A 15,552-nucleotide genomic window follows, 5' to 3' on the forward strand; every position below is an offset into this window, starting at 1 on the left:
GACCGTACGCTCGCTAGAATTGCGCACTTTTTGATCAGAGGCGCCAAAAGCGCCCGTCAAGCTCGCACCCGGCTACGGCCGGGCGCACGGCATTCAATACCGAGGTTAGTCATGTCCACCACTCCCGCCACCCCCAAGGTTGGTTTCGTCAGCCTGGGCTGCCCCAAGGCCCTGGTCGATTCCGAGCGCATCCTGACCCAGCTGCGCATGGAAGGCTATGAAGTCGTACCTACCTATGAGGACGCCGATGTAGTGGTGGTCAACACTTGCGGCTTCATCGACAGCGCCAAGGCCGAGTCCCTTGAAGTGATCGGTGAAGCGATCAAGGAGAACGGCAAGGTCATCGTCACCGGTTGCATGGGTGTCGAAGAGGGCAGTATCCGTGATGTGCACCCAAGCGTGCTGTCGGTGACTGGCCCGCAACAGTACGAGCAGGTGGTCAGCGCCGTGCACGAAGTCGTGCCGCCACGCCAGGACCACAACCCGCTGATCGACCTGGTGCCGCCCCAAGGTGTCAAGCTGACCCCGCGCCACTACGCCTACCTGAAGATTTCCGAAGGCTGCAATCACAGCTGCAGCTTCTGCATCATCCCGTCGATGCGTGGCAAGCTGGTCAGCCGTCCGGTTGGCGAGGTGTTGAGCGAGGCGGAACGCCTGGTCAAGGCCGGCGTCAAGGAGATCCTGGTAATTTCCCAGGACACCAGCGCCTACGGCGTGGACGTCAAGTACAAGACTGACTTCTGGAACGGTCGGCCGGTCAAGACCCGTATGCTCGAACTGTGCGAAGCGCTGAGCAGCCTGGGCGCCTGGGTGCGTTTGCACTATGTGTACCCATACCCGAACGTCGACGACGTAATCCCACTGATGGCCGCCGGCAAGATCCTGCCGTACCTAGACATCCCGTTCCAGCATGCCAGCCCCAAGGTGCTCAAGTCGATGAAGCGCCCGGCCTTCGAAGACCGGACCCTGGCCCGCATCAAGAACTGGCGCGAGCAATGCCCTGAGCTGGTGATCCGCTCGACATTCATCGTCGGCTTCCCGGGCGAGACCGAAGAAGACTTCCAATACCTGCTGGACTGGCTTACCGAAGCGCAGCTCGATCGTGTGGGCTGCTTCCAGTACTCGCCCGTCGAAGGCGCCCCGGCCAATGACTTGGGCCTTGAAGAAGTACCGGATGAGGTCAAGCAGGAGCGTTGGGACCGTTTCATGGCCCACCAGCAGGCCATCAGTGCTGCCCGCCTGCAACTGCGCATCGGCAAGGAAATCGAAGTGCTGATCGACGAAGTCGAAGAGCAGGGGTCGGTCGGCCGCAGTTTCTTCGACGCACCTGAGATCGATGGCAGTGTGTTCATCGACGGTGACCACGGCTTCAAGCCTGGCGACAAAGTCCGTTGCCGTGTGGTGGATGCAGATGAGTACGACATGTGGGCCGAGCCGGTTTAACCCCGGCGCTGCGTAATAAGCCCCTGCCGGCCTCCCAGCTTCGGGAACAACCGGCAGGGGCTTTTTTGTTCTCGTCGCAGTGCCTGTCATAAGCCGTTCGGCAGCACGCCTGCTATGGTTCTTCTACCCCTTGGGAGAATCACCGCCATGGCTTCGATGCCGACGCTGCAAACGCCTGGTTACGGCGACTACGAGAAGCTGGTGCAGCTTTGGGAGGACTCGGTACGCGCCACCCATGACTTCTTGCCCGACGCCTACATTCTGCTATTGCGCGAGCACGTTCTGCGCCGCTACCTGGACGCGGTAATGCTGGTCTGTTGCAGGGATCGCCAGCGCATCCACGGTTTTGCAGGTGTCGCCAACGGTTGCGTACACATGCTGTTCGTGGCACCCGATTGTCGCGGCATGGGTGTTGGCAGGCGGCTACTGCGCTATGCGGTTGGCGAACTGAATGCCGAGCGCCTGGATGTCAACGAGCAGAACACCCAAGCCCTTGGGTTTTATTTGCACGAAGGCTTTGAAGTGGTCGGTCGCTCGGAAACGGATGGCCTGGGGCAGCCATATCCCCTACTCCACATGAGGCATATTCCTACAACGCGTTGAGGTCGCGTCTGAAAATGTCGTGCCGTGCGCCCAATATGGCCGATTCGGCAGAGATTCCCATCATCAACGGCGTACAGGCAGGTACAATGGTGGCCTTTCCCTGCCTTGCGAATGCCCCCATGTCCGAACCCGTCCGCCTGTCCAAACGCCTCATCGAGCAGCTCGGTTGCTCACGCCGCGAGGCCGAGTTGTACATCGAAGGCGGCTGGGTCGCGGTCGATGGCGTGGTAGTTGAGCAGCCTCAGTTCAAAGTCGACACTCAACAGGTCGAGCTGCTGCCCGGAGCGCGCGCCGAAGCACTGGACCCTGTCACCCTGCTGGCGCATCAGGCGGCCGGTGCTGACAGCGAGACAACCCGCACCCACCTCAACATGGGCAACCTCAGCGAGGCTCACCGCGAGGGTGTACGCCCCCTGCACGGCCACTTTGCTCGGCTGTCCTGCCTGGCGCCGCTGGAACGTGGCGCCAGCGGCCTGCAGGTGTTCACCCAAGACTGGCGAGTGACTCGCAAGATCGACGCCGACCTGCGCCGCATGGAGCAGGAATACATCATCGAAGTTCGCGGCCAGACCACTGCTCAAGCCTTGGAGCGCCTGGCGCGCGGCGCCACGCGCAATGACCGCGAGCTGCCCAAGGCCAAGGCCAGTTGGCAGAACGAGACCCACCTGCGCCTGGTCGTGAAAAACCCGCAACCTGGGCAGATCGCCGAATTGTGCGCTTACCTGCGCCTGGAGGTGCTAGGCATGCGCCGCATTCGCATGGGGGGTGTGTCGATGGGCAAGCTGCCCGTTGGGCAGTGGCGCTACCTGGCGGCCACCGAACGTTTTTAAGCAATACGCCACGCCCCGGCGTGGCTACTGAACAGGATTTTTCAGCAATGAACCACAACGATGTCCTGCGCAGCCTGCGCTACATGCTGAAGGTGAACGACGCCAAGATGGCCGAAATCATCGCGCTGTCCGGCCTCGAAGTTAACCCGATCGTGCTTGCAACCTACCTCAAGAAAGAAGACGAAGCCGGCTTCGTGCGTTGCCCGGAGCGGGTCATGGCACACTTTCTTGACGGTTTGGTGATCCACCGCCGTGGCAAGGACGATAGCCGCCCACCGCAGCCGGTCGAGCTGCCAGTGACCAACAACACCATCCTGAAAAAGCTGCGGGTGGCCTTCGAGCTCAAGGAAGAGGACTTGCACTCGATCCTCAAGTCGGTCAACTTCCCGGTGTCCAAGCCGGAACTGAGCGCCTTGTTCCGTAAGGTCGGGCATGACAACTATCGCCCATGTGGCGACCAATTGCTGCGTAACTTCCTCAAGGGCCTGACCCTTCGCGTGCGCGGCTGAGTGACCATGCAGCACACCGTTGAGCCGGTCGGCATCGTTCATTCCTGCTTCAAGGAGAAGTTCGCCATCCCACGTCAGCCCCAGCTGGCGCCAGCCGCCCGCGGGGTGCTGGAATTGCTGCCGCCGTTCGATCAGGGCGATGCGGTGGCTGGGCTGGAGCAGGTCAGCCATGTGTGGTTGCTGTTCCTGTTCCACCAGGCACTGGAAGACAAGCCCCGCCTGAAGGTTCGGCCACCGCGCCTGGGCGGTAACAAGACGATGGGCGTATTCGCCACCCGCGCCACCCACCGCCCCAATGGTATCGGCCAATCGGTGGTGCGCTTGGAAGCCGTGGAACCAGGGCGGCTGCTGTTATCCGGGATCGACCTACTGGACGGTACTCCGGTACTGGATATCAAGCCCTATGTACCTTATGCCGACAGTGTTGCCGGGGCGAGCAACCTGATGGCCAGCGAGCCACCTGCGGCCATCGAAGTCAGCTGGAACGACGGTGCCCTACCCCAGGCCCATGCACATGGGCTACGCCTTGGCCAGCCGCTGATGGAGCTGATCGAGCAGTGCCTGGCACAGGACCCCCGCCCCGCCTATCAGGTGCCACCGCCTGAGCGGGTGTACGGGGTGAAGTTCTGGGACGTGCAGGTGCGCTGGCACTATCCCCAGCCAGGCCACATACAGGTACTGGAGGTCGTCAAGGAAGGTTGAGCTCACCGCCTTGCACCAATAAAAAAACGCAGACCTGGGTCTGCGTTTTTTCGATCCGACATACGTCTTATTTCTCGACGAAGGCGCGCTCGATCAGGTAGTCGCCAGGCTCACGCATACGCGGCGAAACCTTCAGACCGAAGCTGTCGAGCACTTCGCTGGTCTCGTCGAGCATGCTCGGGCTGCCGCAGATCATGGCGCGGTCGTCTTCTGGGTTGATCGGCGGCAGTCCGATGTCGCTGAACAGCTTGCCACTGCGCATCAGGTCAGTCAGACGGCCCTGATTCTCGAAGGGTTCGCGGGTCACGGTGGGGTAGTAGATCAGTTTTTCACGCACCGACTCGCCGAAGAATTCGTTCTGCGGCAGGTGTTCGGTGATGAATTCGCGGTAGGCCACTTCGTTGACGTAGCGAACACCGTGAACCAGGATCACCTTTTCGAAGCGCTCGTAGGTTTCCGGGTCCTGAATGACACTCATGAACGGCGCAAGGCCAGTGCCAGTGCTCAACAGGTACAGGTGCTTGCCCGGCTTGAGGTCGTCGAGTACCAGGGTACCTGTAGGCTTCTTGCTGATGATGATCTCATCGCCTTCCTTCAGGTGCTGCAGCTGCGAGGTCAGCGGGCCGTCCGGGACCTTGATGCTGAAGAACTCCAGATGCTCTTCCCAGTTCGGCGAAGCGATGGAGTAGGCGCGCATGAGCGGACGGCCGTTGTCTTGTTGCAGGCCGATCATCACGAACTGACCGTTCTCGAAGCGCAGGCCCGGGTCGCGGGTGCACTTGAAGCTGAACAGGGTGTCGTTCCAGTGATGCACACTGAGGACACGTTCGTGGTTCATGTTGCTCATGTAAAGGGCTCCTGAAGAAAAACGCAGCGCGTAAGACGCGCAGTTGCGCGATAGTTTAGGGGCAGCCACAATATCTGTTAACTGAATTATCAAGATATGTGTTATCGGTTATATCGATATGCGATTTACTCTACGCCAGCTCCAGGTATTCGTCGCCGTCGCCCAGCACCAGAGCGTGTCACGGGCGGCGAGCGTGCTATCGCTTTCGCAGTCTGCGGCCAGCACATCCATCACCGAGCTGGAACGTCAGTCGAGTTGCCAACTGTTCGACCGCGCCGGCAAGCGTCTGGCCCTCAATGCCCTTGGCCACCAGTTGCTGCCCCAAGCCGTTGCCCTATTGGACCAAGCCAAAGAGATCGAAGACCTGCTCAATGGTAAGTCCGGCTTCGGCTCACTGGCAGTTGGCGCCACGCTGACTATCGGCAACTACCTGGCCACGCTGCTGATCGGCAGCTTCATGCAGGTTCACCCGGAAAGCCAGGTGAAGTTGCATGTCCAGAACACCGCGCACATCGTGCACCAAGTGGCGCAATACGAAATTGACCTGGGTCTTATCGAAGGCGACTGCAACCACCCGGACCTGGAAGTGCAGCCCTGGGTAGAGGACGAACTGGTGGTGTTCTGCGCACCGCAACACCCCCTTGCCAAAGCCGGGCACGCCGATGTCGAAACCCTTTCGCAGGAGGCCTGGATATTGCGCGAGCAAGGCTCGGGCACCCGCTTGACCTTCGATCAGGCCATGCGACATCACCGCACAAGCCTGAACATCCGCTTGGAACTGGAACACACCGAGGCGATCAAGCGAGCCGTGGAATCCGGCCTTGGGATTGGCTGCATCTCGCGCCTGGCGCTGCGGGATGCATTCCGCCGCGGCAGCCTGGTACCTGTGGAAACCCCGGAGCTGGACCTGATGCGCCAGTTCTACTTCATCTGGCACAAACAGAAGTACCAGACTTCGGCGATGCGTGAATTCCTGGATCTGTGCCGCAACTTCACAGCCGGCTTCACCCGTAGTGACGAAATCGTCCTACCGGCGATTGCCTAAAGCAGAATCACGCCCCACACCAGGGCAACCATCGTCAAGGCTACCAACTGTGCTGCGCTACCCATGTCCTTGGCGTTTTTCGACAAGGGATGACGCTCCAGCGAAATGCGATCAATGGCCGCCTCCACTGCCGAGTTGAACAACTCGACAATCAGCCCAAGCAGGCACACGGCTACCATGATCGCCCGCTCTGCACGGCTGACCGGCAGCCAGAAAGCGATCGGGATCAGCACTACATTGAGCAATACCAACTGGCGGAACGCGGCCTCGCCCTTGAAGGCGGCGCGCAGGCCGTCCAGCGAATAGCCGGCAGCGTTGAAGATGCGTTTCAGGCCGGTCTGGCCTTTGAATGGCGATGGCGTCATGTGAGTCACTTCACAGCAGAAAGGCCGCAGACTAGTGCGGCAGGGGTCAAAAAAGCGTGAACACTGAAGCGCTCAGCTGCTGGCAACCGATTCAAGTTGTTGCAGTAGCAGCGCGGCCTGGGTTCGGGTACGCACCCCAAGCTTGCGGAAGATCGCCGTGACGTGGGCCTTGATGGTCGCTTCGGACACACTCAGCTCGTAGGCGATCTGCTTGTTCAGCAAGCCTTCACAGACCATGGTCAGCACCCGAAACTGCTGTGGCGTGAGGCTGGCCAGCCCTTCGCTGGCAGCCTTGGCTTCGGCCGAGACATCGACCTTTTCGAAAGCCTGCGCTGGCCACCAGACCTCGCCATCGAGCACCTTCCTCACAGCGTCCTGAATGACTTCCAGGCCACTGGACTTGGGAATGAAGCCGCTGGCACCGAACTCGCGGGACTTCACCACAACCGCGGCTTCCTCCTGAGCCGAAACCATCACCACCGGAATTTGCGGATACTGACCACGTAGCAGCACCAGCCCTGAGAAGCCATAGGCCCCCGGCATGTTCAGGTCGAGCAGCACCAAGTCCCAATCGGCTTTTTCGCTCAGGCGGGTTTCCAGTTCGGCGATACTCGCCACCTCAACCAGGCGCACGTCCGCACCCAGGCCAAGGGTAACGGCCTGGCGCAGAGCGCTACGAAACAGCGGGTGGTCATCGGCTATCAGGATTTCGTAAGTGGCCATCTATCTATGGATCCTGTTCTGTTCCAGGCGCATAGAGTAGGGAAGCGCCTGGGGGGAATCGGCGCCAGGGATACCGAGCACGGAGGGCATACCCACGCCCCTGCCTGCTTGCCCATCCTAGCTGCCAGCCCCAACATTATGTACCAAATAAGGGTCTATGCCCCTTGGACTATAGGAAGGTATGCAAACGCTGGTGGATGTCGTCCTGTTCATCCACCGGCAGCCGCCGCTTGCCGCTCAGGTAATGCAGGCTGAATACGTCCAAATAAGCATCCAGTGCCTGCGAAGCCTGAGTGTCCCCGGCCAGGTCCAGGCACATTGCAGCGACCTCGGCAGTGCAGAAATGGTCATCGCGTTTGGACCGACGCAGGCGATAGCGTGACATCTGCTCGGCTTGCAGGCTCAGAACCGGAAACCGATCAAGATACGGGCTCTTGCGGAACATCTTGCGAGCTTCGGTCCAAGTGGCATCGAGCAGGATGAACAACGGGCGCTTGCCCGGTTCACCTACCACCTTGCTCACCACCCGCTGCTGGGCAACGAACTCGCCGGGGAAGACGATAAAAGGCTGCCATTGCGGGTCGTCGAGCAGCGCCAAGAGGCGGTCATCCACCGAGGTGCGCGACCAGCCGAAGGCGTAGGTGTCCTCGATCAGGTCAGCGATCAACCAGCCGGTGTTGGTCGGTTTCAATGGCTCGGTGTCATGCATGATCAAGCACACGCCTGAGTCGGCCTGCACCTTGGGCTTCCAGGCGCATAAGCAATGGGTGGCGATCACCCGGCAATCGGGGCAACGCTCGGCGCGCGATCCACGGGCGATGAAAGGCTTGTTGCTACGCGCCAGGCGCTCGGCACGCAAGCGTGCTACTGCATGGCTCATGCTCGCGAACCGGTGACGGGATGGTAACTGAACACGGGGGGTAACTCGGCAAAAGCAAAGCGCTAGTCTAGCAGAGCCCGCGTCATTTGGCCGTGCAGCGAGGGGGGCGTGCCCCTATAATCGGCGTCATTGGCCAACCTGGACGTGCCTGCGATGCAGCGCCTTTCATGGAACGCCCGCCGCCGGCGCATGTCAAAGCGCCAGTTATCGAACCAGGAGAGATTCATGCTGCGTTTTATCGTCCCGGCCCTGAGCCTGTTGCTGACCCTGCCACTGGTAGCCCAGGCCGCCTCCAAGCAGGAGTTCGAGCTCAACAAGCTGCTGCAGAAGGTGGCCACTCAAAGCAGTGTCGGCACTCCCCGCGCCATCAATGAAGACATCCTCGACCAGGGCTACACCGTTGAAGGCAAGGCGCTGGTCAACCACCTGAGCGTGCGCCCCGAGCATGCCGCGCGTATGCAGGAAAACCCTGCGCAAGTGCGTAGCCAGCTGGGCGATAGCGTTTGCCGCAATAGTGGGTTCCGTAACCTGATGTCCAAAGGTGCGGTGATGGTCTACCGGTTCAGCGTGTACAAGACCAATCAACCGGTCATGGACCAGGCCTTCGATGCTGCCAGTTGCACCGCTGGCAACAAAAAGAAGTAGCTAGGTCGCCTGCTCCCCTGCCGCGCGCTGCGGCTCTTCCTCGGCGCGCATCTCTGCCAGCACGGCCTGCACATAACGTGACTGGCACTCCAGCGCTGCCAACCTACGGCGGCATTCAACTTCCAGGCTTACATGGTGTGCCTGAGCGGCATTTTCCAGCTGCTGGTAGAGCTGCCGGTCTACTTCGATGACCAAGCGATGCATACCGCCACCTCCCGCATCGGCACCTTTCGCTTCTCCAGTTAACCAAACCCTCCGTGCCCATGGTTGCGGGCCGACGAGCGGCCAAGTCATTCGGCCCGGCGCGATGAAGCGCAACGGTCTAGATTGATAGCGAAGCCCCTGAAAAATCAAAACAGCCTGCATCACGGCCTTGAAGGCCCACTGCAATGCTCGAGATGCACACTCGAGTCACGGCAGCCAGCGACACACGTAGTGTCGCGGCCGAGCCAGATCATCGGCCCGGTCAGAGGTTTTGCTGCAGAAGGAGACGTTGAATGCCTTACCAATCCAATGAGCTGCTGTTCAATCACTTCAGAGAACACGGCATCGACTTGAGTACGATCGACCAACAACTGCAACTGGTCGCCCCCAATAGCCCTAACCTGCCCCTTTACCGCGACATGATGCTAACGGTCTTGCGCATGGCCCATGACGACGCTGACCGCTGGAACGCGAAGATCACCCTGCAGGCTTTGCGCGAACTGGACCACTCGTTCCGAATGCTTCAGCGCTACCGCGGGCGTCGCAAGGTCACCGTGTTCGGCTCTGCTCGTACGCCTGTGGAACACCCCATGTATGCACTGGCCCAGGAGCTTGGAGCAACCCTCGCCCGGTCCAACCTCATGGTGATTACCGGAGCAGGGGGTGGCATCATGGCTGCGGCCCACGAAGGCGCCGGCAGTGACCACAGTCTTGGCTTCAACATCACCCTACCTTTCGAACAGCATGCCAACCCAACGGTTGATGGCACCGATAAGCTGCTGCCGTTCCACTTTTTCTTCATCCGCAAACTGTTCTTCGTCAAGGAAGCAGACGCGTTGGTACTCTGCCCCGGCGGCTTCGGCACACTGGATGAAGCACTCGAGGTACTGACTCTGATCCAAACCGGCAAAAGCCCGCTGGTGCCGGTGGTGTTGCTGGACTCCCCAGGTGGCTCATTCTGGCGCGACTGCCTGAACTTCATTAGCCATCAACTCGAAGAGAACCGCTATATCCTGCCCACTGACTTGAAGCTGGTGCGCCTGGTGCATAGCGCTGACGAGGCCGTTGAAGAAATCAACCAGTTCTACAGTAACTACCACTCCAGCCGCTGGCTGAAAAATCAGTTCGTGATTCGCATGCATCACCGGCTAAACGAAGCCGCATTGCATGACATCGAGGAGGGATTTGCCGACTTGCGCCTGAGCGGTCGGTATCATCAACAGGCCGACAGCGGAGCCGAAAACGAGGTAGGCAACTTCAGCCACCTCACACGCCTGACATTCGCGTTCAATGGCCGTGATCAAGGGCGCCTTAGGGAACTGGTGGATTTCATCAACTTGCCAGAAAACTGGGCCAAGCCAGAACCGATGCATACCACCCAGCGGGCGCGGGAGGCATTGAAGGTCAGCTAGTGGCGGCGCGAAGCGCCTATGGGGTTACAAGCCTGACCTAATAGTCGTCCAAATCCCGACCGCTGAGCAGTCGGCCGATCAAGTCCATGGGAAACCCGCGGTAGGCAAGAAACCGAGTTTGCTGGGCACGACTTCGAGGGTCATGGGGACGCTGCCCTGCAAACTTGCGCTGCCAGGTATCGCGCAACAGCCTCGCCCAGTCCACTTCGCTTTCACGCAGTGCCTGTTCGATATCGCTACGACTCAGGCCGCGCTGGCCCAATTCCTCGCGAATACGCGCAGGGCCATAGCCAGCACCGGAGCGGTATCGGATGAAACTTTCTAGATACCGGGCTTCGCTAAGCAGCCCTTCTTCGGCAAGCCGATCGAGCGCAGTCTCGATCAGCTCGTCCGACGCTCCGCGTTGACGCAGCTTGCGCGTCAACTCGACGCGACCATGCTCGCGACGAGCGAGCAGGTCCATGGCTGTCCGCCTGACGGCGACGGGGGTGTCTAGCACGGCGGACATACCAGCAGCTATCAGTAACCAGCGTCGGCGTCAGCCATGTCGTCGGCATCGGCTTCGACGGCAGCAGCCTTGCCCGCAGCAGCAACAGCGCCCGCGTTCAGCAGCTTCTCGCGAATCTGACGCTCGATTTCAGTGCCAATAGCCGGGTTTTCGTGCAAGTACTTGGCGGCGTTAGCTTTGCCCTGGCCAATTTTGTTGCCTTGGTAGCTGTACCAGGCGCCAGACTTCTCGACCAGGCCTTGAGCTACACCCAGGTCGATAATCTCACCGTTACGGTAGATACCTTTGCCGTACAGAATCTGGAACTCGGCCTGACGGAACGGAGGCGAAACCTTGTTCTTGACGATTTTGACACGGGTTTCGCTGCCGACCACTTCGTCGCCTTCCTTGACCGCGCCGGTACGACGGATGTCCAAGCGTACGGAGGCGTAGAACTTAAGGGCGTTACCACCGGTGGTGGTTTCCGGGCTACCGAACATCACACCGATCTTCATACGAATCTGGTTGATGAAGATGACCAGGCAGTTGGCGTTCTTGATGTTACCGGTGATTTTGCGCAGCGCCTGGGACATCAGGCGCGCCTGCAGACCCACGTGCATATCACCCATTTCGCCTTCGATCTCGGCCTTGGGCACCAGTGCAGCCACGGAGTCGACGATGATCACGTCAACCGCGTTGGAGCGCACCAGCATGTCGGTGATCTCCAGCGCCTGCTCGCCGGTATCCGGCTGGGAAACCAGAAGGTCATCGACGTTGACGCCCAGCTTGCCAGCGTATTCGGGGTCGAGTGCGTGTTCGGCGTCGACGAATGCGCAGGTAGCGCCGTTTTTCTGGGCTTCGGCAATGACCGAGAGGGTCAGCGTGGTTTTACCCGAAGACTCCGGGCCATAGATTTCGACGATACGCCCTTTTGGCAGACCGCCAATACCGAGCGCGATATCCAGGCCCAGGGAGCCGGTAGAGATCGCCGGGATGGCCTGACGTTCGTGATCGCCCATGCGCATGACTGCGCCCTTACCGAATTGGCGTTCGATTTGACCCAGGGCCGCAGCCAAGGCGCGCTTCTTGTTGTCGTCCATTGAAATCCTCACGTGTTCGACTTGGCCCTGACGGCCGGAATACCTGTATAAGTAGCCAGTATTATTCCACAGGCAAGCGCGCGAGCAAACCCCTGTCGTCGATTTACTCGGCACCAAGCTGTAACAAGCCGTCTAACGCGGCGATCACCGTCTGTCGGCGCACGGCGTCACGGTCACCGTTGAAGTGCCGGCGCTCGCTATTGACCTGGCTGCCATCGGCCCAGGCGATCCAGACGGTGCCCACCGGTTTAGCGGGCGAACCGCCATCGGGCCCGGCCACGCCGCTGACCGCCACCGCAAACCGCGCACCACTGGCAGCCTGGGCACCTCGAACCATGGCTTCCACTACCTCCTGGCTGACCGCACCAACCTGGGCGAACAGCGCCTCGGGCACGCCCAACTGCCGTGTTTTCTGGGCATTGGAATAGGTCACGTAGCCGGCTTCGAACCAGCCCGAGCTGCCGGGCACCCGGGTTATGGCCTCGGCAATGCCGCCGCCAGTGCAAGATTCGGCTGTGGTCACTTGGGCATTCAAAAGGCGCAGATGTTCGCCCAGGCGGGTGGATAAGGCGGTGATCGGGTCCATGGCGAGCTCCTTCAAGGCTGCGCACTACCCTACCACCCTGATAGCGCCAGGCAAGGGCTCAGGGCCGCAAGCCACGAACATACGCCTGACAGGCCCGCAGCGCGATCAGTCCTCTGTCGCCGTCGTCGGTGATGGCGATAATTCGTCGAGCATGCGCCGGCTCAAGTCCGGCGCGTACGGTTGCATGATCCACCCCGCCGGCGCTGGCGGCGGCGGGCACTGGGCTGCAGAGGGTGTCGCGCTCGACGAGGACCGACAGCCGCAGATCGGCAGTAGCAAGGCGGTCACGCAGGCGAGCCTGAGCATGTTGTGCATCGGCAAGCTCCTTGAAATGACGGGTTTCACTTTCCGCCAGACGCTGCTCCAGTGCCTGACGCCGCTCGCGCTCAGCCAGCAGCCGGGCAGTTTCGGCGCTGGCCTGTGCTTGCTCCAACTGTGCCAATTGCCGCCCGTAGCGCCAGCCTTGCACCTGCCAGGCCAGCACGGCAGCCAGCGCCAGCAGCAGCGTGCCAAGCGCCAACTGCACACTTCTCAACACAGCACCTCACGTGCACGCGCCCAGAGCTTCAGCCGGGCCTGCAACCCATTGAGCCCACCGTTGATGTGCCGCGTGATGCGGTTGAACTCGCCGCGATCGGCCAGGGTATTGAGCCCTCTGGAGTGCCAGAACCATGCCGCCGATTCGCAGGCCCAGCGGGGCTGCTCGAGCAACTGCGGTTGCACCAGCAAGCGCTCGTCGCCGAACAGCGCACGGCTGCAAGCCTGGTAGTTGTTACGCCCGGTCACTTGGATCAGGCCGCGCCCGCAATACAACTGGCCGTCGCCATCGGCCTGCGGTGTGTTGCCCAGGCGCAAGGCCAGGCTGCCGGTGTCATAGCGCGCAAGGTAGCGGTCGTTGCCCAGTTCCTTCACATAGCGGAACTGGCCGGACTCATGGCCAACCTGGGCGAGGAAAGCCGCCACGCGCATAGGATTGTCGATCTCCCAGCGTGGCAGGGTGATATTGAGTGCCGCAAGAAAAACGCCCGCAACAGGGCGGGCGTTCGGCAGAATCTGCAACAATTGCGTTTCGGTGAGCATGTCTGACACTCCTTGTATCATCGTTCAAGCCTTAAGCGCGGCCTGACGGCGGGGCGCAGGTCCTTTGGTGTTGACCTTGCCCGCCTTACCGCCATTGCCCTGCACTGTGGTGCGCCAACCCGAAGCGCTGAACACCTGCTCCACAGCATCGAGTTGATAAGGCCCATCAAGGCCATCGGCAAAACCCTGCAGCTCGACACTGCGCTCGGCGAACAGGTCGGTACGGCCCGGTAGGTCCAGGCGAACCTGAGCGGTTTCGCGGTTGAAACTGGCCAGGCGAGCACGCCCAGCCTGTTCGGCAGCCGCGCGATTGGGGTAGAGGTGCCGGTCGGTGTGCTCCGGCCGCCCGCCTTCGGTAGCCTGCTCGTTGATCATTTCGATAGTCTGCGATGCCCCAGTGCCGGTGTCCTGGTAACGGGTGCGCACCGCCTTGCGGGCGGCTTTGTCGTCCAAGCGAAAATGCCACTGACTGACCTCGCTGCGGGCAATGCCAACCACGCCCAGAGGCCTACCAGAGGCGCTTAGCCCAGCCTGACGCGGCAGCACCAGCAGTTGGCCATCGCCGAGTTTGGCCGTGCAGTCATACTGGCGGGCCAGGCGCGTGATGAAATTGAAATCCGACTCGTTGTACTGATCGACCCTGGGCACCTTCACCAGAACCGGGCACACCGTCTGCCAGCCGTTGCGCGCGCCAATGTCGGCAACGATGCGCTGCAGTGGCACCGCCTCCCAGCTCCCACTGCGGATGGTCCTGCCCGTGCCACGCAGGTCACTGGCCTTGCCGCGAATCACCAGGGTATCGGGAGGGCCGGACAACTCAACCTCATCGACGGTGTAACGCCCCAGCCGGGTCAGCGGTTGGCCGGCGTAACCCAGGTGCACTTCGAGCAGCGCACCACGCGCTGGCAACGCCACGACACCTTCGCGGGCGTCGATGCGCAGCTCGAAGTCGTCCGATTCCATGCCCGGTTTGTCGGTGGTACGCAGCAACAGTAGGCGGTCGTTGATCAGCGCGGTGATGTCCTTGCCGTCGGCCTGAATACGAAATATCGGTTGCATGGCATCAGTCCCACAGCTGAACGACTTTGGCCGGCGCTGGTGTCAACGGCGGCAGGCGGATCATGACCCCACTGCGAAACGGCTGGGCCTGTTCAGCCAACCCCTGATTGGCTTGTAGAACGGCCTCGACGCTGCCGTCCAGATGCCCGTAGAAGTGCTGACAAAGGGTATCGAGCAGGTCGCCCTCAGAGGTTTTGCATATCTTGTCCATAGCTGATGAACTCCAGTGAAAATCCTTGTTTTCGGGGGATACCACCGGCCAGCAAAGCGCCTTGTTCCTCTTCGATGCGGGTCAGGCACCAGGTGCCGAGCACTTCGCCGTAGCCTGTGGTAAGCGACAGGGGCAGCAGTTGGCGGCCGATGCTGCGCAGTGCCTGCAACTGGCCCAGACCGCCCTTGAAGCCAGGGAAAATCGCGCCACGAATGCTGATGCTTTCATCGCCCAGGCTGACCGCCTGCTGAGCACTCTGACGGCTCAAGCGCTCCTGAGCGGCCCAACGAAATTGCGTCTGACGGCGCAGCTGATCGAAGGCGGTGGTATCGAGGTTGAAGTAGTACGGTGCGGTGTTAGGCTGCAGCGGCTGCAAGACCAAAAGGTGCGGGAACGGTTTGATCGCTTCGGCTGCTGGGGTTGCCTGCGGCGCGAAGCCGAAGGTCGAAAGTACCCCGTTGGCCGCCGAACGTACGTCCCCCACCACTTGCCCAATAGCCGCGCCGGCCTTGCCCAGGTGTTCTTCGAAGGCATCGACGCGGTCGCGCACCTTGCGCACCACTTCGAGGCTTTGGTCATACTTGGCCACCACGTTGTCCACGCGCTGCTTGGCGACATCGATGGCGCGCATCGTGCGTTGCAAACGCTTGCCGATTTGCGGGCCGATCCATGGCAAGGCTTGGAGTTGACTGGCTGCCTCCTTGGCATGGCCAACCGCCTGGTTCATGGGGTCGAGCATGGCATCGGCACGCCGCCGCCCCTGCTCGCCGGCCTTGACCAGTGCATGCAAGCCACCTTGCAACTCATCCAGGTAGGTCATG

Annotated in this window: 21 protein-coding genes; 8 read left to right on the forward strand and 13 right to left on the reverse strand. The window is 61.0% G+C overall.

Annotated elements, in window-relative coordinates; translation table 11 throughout:
* Positions 1-111: 111 nt before the first annotated feature.
* The 5 genes from rimO (at position 112) to tsaA (ending at position 4,087) form a co-directional block, all read left to right on the forward strand.
* A complete protein-coding gene (gene rimO / locus HU725_RS17265; RefSeq protein WP_186478687.1) occupies positions 112-1,443 on the forward strand; it encodes a 30S ribosomal protein S12 methylthiotransferase RimO in 1,332 nt (443 codons plus the stop codon).
* Between the two features lie 147 nt (positions 1,444-1,590).
* A complete protein-coding gene (locus HU725_RS17270; RefSeq protein WP_186478688.1) occupies positions 1,591-2,046 on the forward strand; it encodes a GNAT family N-acetyltransferase in 456 nt (151 codons plus the stop codon).
* Between the two features lie 119 nt (positions 2,047-2,165).
* Complete coding sequence (locus HU725_RS17275; protein ID WP_186478689.1) at positions 2,166-2,876, forward strand: rRNA pseudouridine synthase; 711 nt, start codon at positions 2,166-2,168, stop codon at positions 2,874-2,876.
* Positions 2,877-2,923: 47 nt separating this feature from the next.
* A complete protein-coding gene (locus HU725_RS17280; RefSeq protein ID WP_060479475.1) occupies positions 2,924-3,385 on the forward strand; it encodes a YehS family protein in 462 nt (153 codons plus the stop codon).
* A 6-nt stretch (positions 3,386-3,391) separates the two neighbouring features.
* Positions 3,392-4,087 carry a tRNA (N6-threonylcarbamoyladenosine(37)-N6)-methyltransferase TrmO gene (tsaA, locus tag HU725_RS17285; RefSeq protein WP_186478690.1) on the forward strand — a complete coding sequence of 232 codons (696 nt, stop codon included), beginning with the start codon at positions 3,392-3,394 and terminating at the stop codon, positions 4,085-4,087.
* Positions 4,088-4,154: 67 nt separating this feature from the next.
* On the opposite strand, the gene fpr is transcribed toward tsaA, so the two are convergent.
* The gene (gene fpr, locus HU725_RS17290; RefSeq protein ID WP_060479477.1) at positions 4,155-4,934 is read right to left on the reverse strand and encodes a ferredoxin-NADP reductase; all 780 of its coding nucleotides are present in this window, start codon (positions 4,932-4,934) and stop codon (positions 4,155-4,157) included.
* 118 nt (positions 4,935-5,052) lie between these two features.
* Between fpr and finR the strand changes: the two genes are divergently transcribed.
* Entirely contained in the window at positions 5,053-5,979 is a 927-nt protein-coding gene (gene finR / locus HU725_RS17295) for a LysR family transcriptional regulator FinR (RefSeq protein ID WP_060479478.1), read from the forward strand.
* Here the strand turns inward: finR and HU725_RS17300 are convergent.
* The 3 genes from HU725_RS17300 to HU725_RS17310 form a co-directional block, all read right to left on the reverse strand.
* Positions 5,976-6,344, reverse strand: coding sequence for a diacylglycerol kinase (locus HU725_RS17300; RefSeq protein ID WP_060479479.1), 369 nt, complete (start codon positions 6,342-6,344; stop codon positions 5,976-5,978). The two genes, finR and HU725_RS17300, sit on opposite strands and share 4 nt — an antisense overlap.
* A gap of 72 nt (positions 6,345-6,416) precedes the next feature.
* Positions 6,417-7,067: a response regulator transcription factor ErdR gene (gene erdR / locus HU725_RS17305; protein WP_060479480.1), complete on the reverse strand. Its 651-nt coding sequence runs from the start codon at positions 7,065-7,067 to the stop codon at positions 6,417-6,419.
* 169 nt (positions 7,068-7,236) lie between these two features.
* Positions 7,237-7,947 carry a tRNA-uridine aminocarboxypropyltransferase gene (locus tag HU725_RS17310; protein ID WP_186478691.1) on the reverse strand — a complete coding sequence of 237 codons (711 nt, stop codon included), beginning with the start codon at positions 7,945-7,947 and terminating at the stop codon, positions 7,237-7,239.
* Positions 7,948-8,172: 225 nt separating this feature from the next.
* Between HU725_RS17310 and HU725_RS17315 the strand changes: the two genes are divergently transcribed.
* Positions 8,173-8,592 carry a quorum-sensing-regulated virulence factor family protein gene (locus HU725_RS17315; protein ID WP_060479482.1) on the forward strand — a complete coding sequence of 140 codons (420 nt, stop codon included), beginning with the start codon at positions 8,173-8,175 and terminating at the stop codon, positions 8,590-8,592.
* Here the strand turns inward: HU725_RS17315 and HU725_RS17320 are convergent, their stop codons facing one another.
* Positions 8,593-8,796, reverse strand: coding sequence for a hypothetical protein (locus HU725_RS17320; protein WP_060479483.1), 204 nt, complete (start codon positions 8,794-8,796; stop codon positions 8,593-8,595).
* A 293-nt stretch (positions 8,797-9,089) separates the two neighbouring features.
* Here HU725_RS17320 and HU725_RS17325 point away from each other — a divergent pair, with 293 nt between their 5' ends.
* Positions 9,090-10,208 (forward strand): LOG family protein, encoded by a 1,119-nt coding sequence (locus tag HU725_RS17325; protein WP_186478692.1) that lies wholly within the window; start codon positions 9,090-9,092, stop codon positions 10,206-10,208.
* A gap of 37 nt (positions 10,209-10,245) precedes the next feature.
* Here the strand turns inward: HU725_RS17325 and recX are convergent, their stop codons facing one another.
* The 8 genes from recX to HU725_RS17365 form a co-directional block, all read right to left on the reverse strand.
* Positions 10,246-10,716 carry a recombination regulator RecX gene (recX, locus tag HU725_RS17330; protein ID WP_186478693.1) on the reverse strand — a complete coding sequence of 157 codons (471 nt, stop codon included), beginning with the start codon at positions 10,714-10,716 and terminating at the stop codon, positions 10,246-10,248.
* A gap of 11 nt (positions 10,717-10,727) precedes the next feature.
* Positions 10,728-11,795: a recombinase RecA gene (recA, locus tag HU725_RS17335; protein ID WP_060479486.1), complete on the reverse strand. Its 1,068-nt coding sequence runs from the start codon at positions 11,793-11,795 to the stop codon at positions 10,728-10,730.
* A 103-nt stretch (positions 11,796-11,898) separates the two neighbouring features.
* Positions 11,899-12,381, reverse strand: a complete 483-nt coding sequence (locus tag HU725_RS17340) for a CinA family protein (protein WP_186478694.1) — start codon at positions 12,379-12,381, stop codon at positions 11,899-11,901.
* A 58-nt stretch (positions 12,382-12,439) separates the two neighbouring features.
* Positions 12,440-12,919 carry a lysis system i-spanin subunit Rz gene (locus tag HU725_RS17345; protein ID WP_186478695.1) on the reverse strand — a complete coding sequence of 160 codons (480 nt, stop codon included), beginning with the start codon at positions 12,917-12,919 and terminating at the stop codon, positions 12,440-12,442.
* The gene (locus HU725_RS17350) at positions 12,913-13,461 is read right to left on the reverse strand and encodes a glycoside hydrolase family 19 protein (RefSeq protein ID WP_186478696.1); all 549 of its coding nucleotides are present in this window, start codon (positions 13,459-13,461) and stop codon (positions 12,913-12,915) included. The genes HU725_RS17345 and HU725_RS17350 overlap by 7 nt, the downstream gene beginning before the upstream one ends.
* A 24-nt stretch (positions 13,462-13,485) precedes the next feature.
* Complete coding sequence (locus HU725_RS17355) at positions 13,486-14,520, reverse strand: phage late control D family protein (RefSeq protein ID WP_186478697.1); 1,035 nt, start codon at positions 14,518-14,520, stop codon at positions 13,486-13,488.
* 4 nt (positions 14,521-14,524) lie between these two features.
* Complete coding sequence (locus tag HU725_RS17360; protein WP_186478698.1) at positions 14,525-14,731, reverse strand: tail protein X; 207 nt, start codon at positions 14,729-14,731, stop codon at positions 14,525-14,527.
* A complete protein-coding gene (locus HU725_RS17365; RefSeq protein WP_186478699.1) occupies positions 14,706-15,551 on the reverse strand; it encodes a phage tail protein in 846 nt (281 codons plus the stop codon). The genes HU725_RS17360 and HU725_RS17365 overlap by 26 nt, the downstream gene beginning before the upstream one ends.
* Between the last annotated feature and the right edge of the window lies 1 nt (position 15,552).

Origin of the sequence: Pseudomonas promysalinigenes (assembly GCF_014269025.2) — a bacterium.
GTDB lineage: Bacteria > Pseudomonadota > Gammaproteobacteria > Pseudomonadales > Pseudomonadaceae > Aquipseudomonas > Aquipseudomonas promysalinigenes.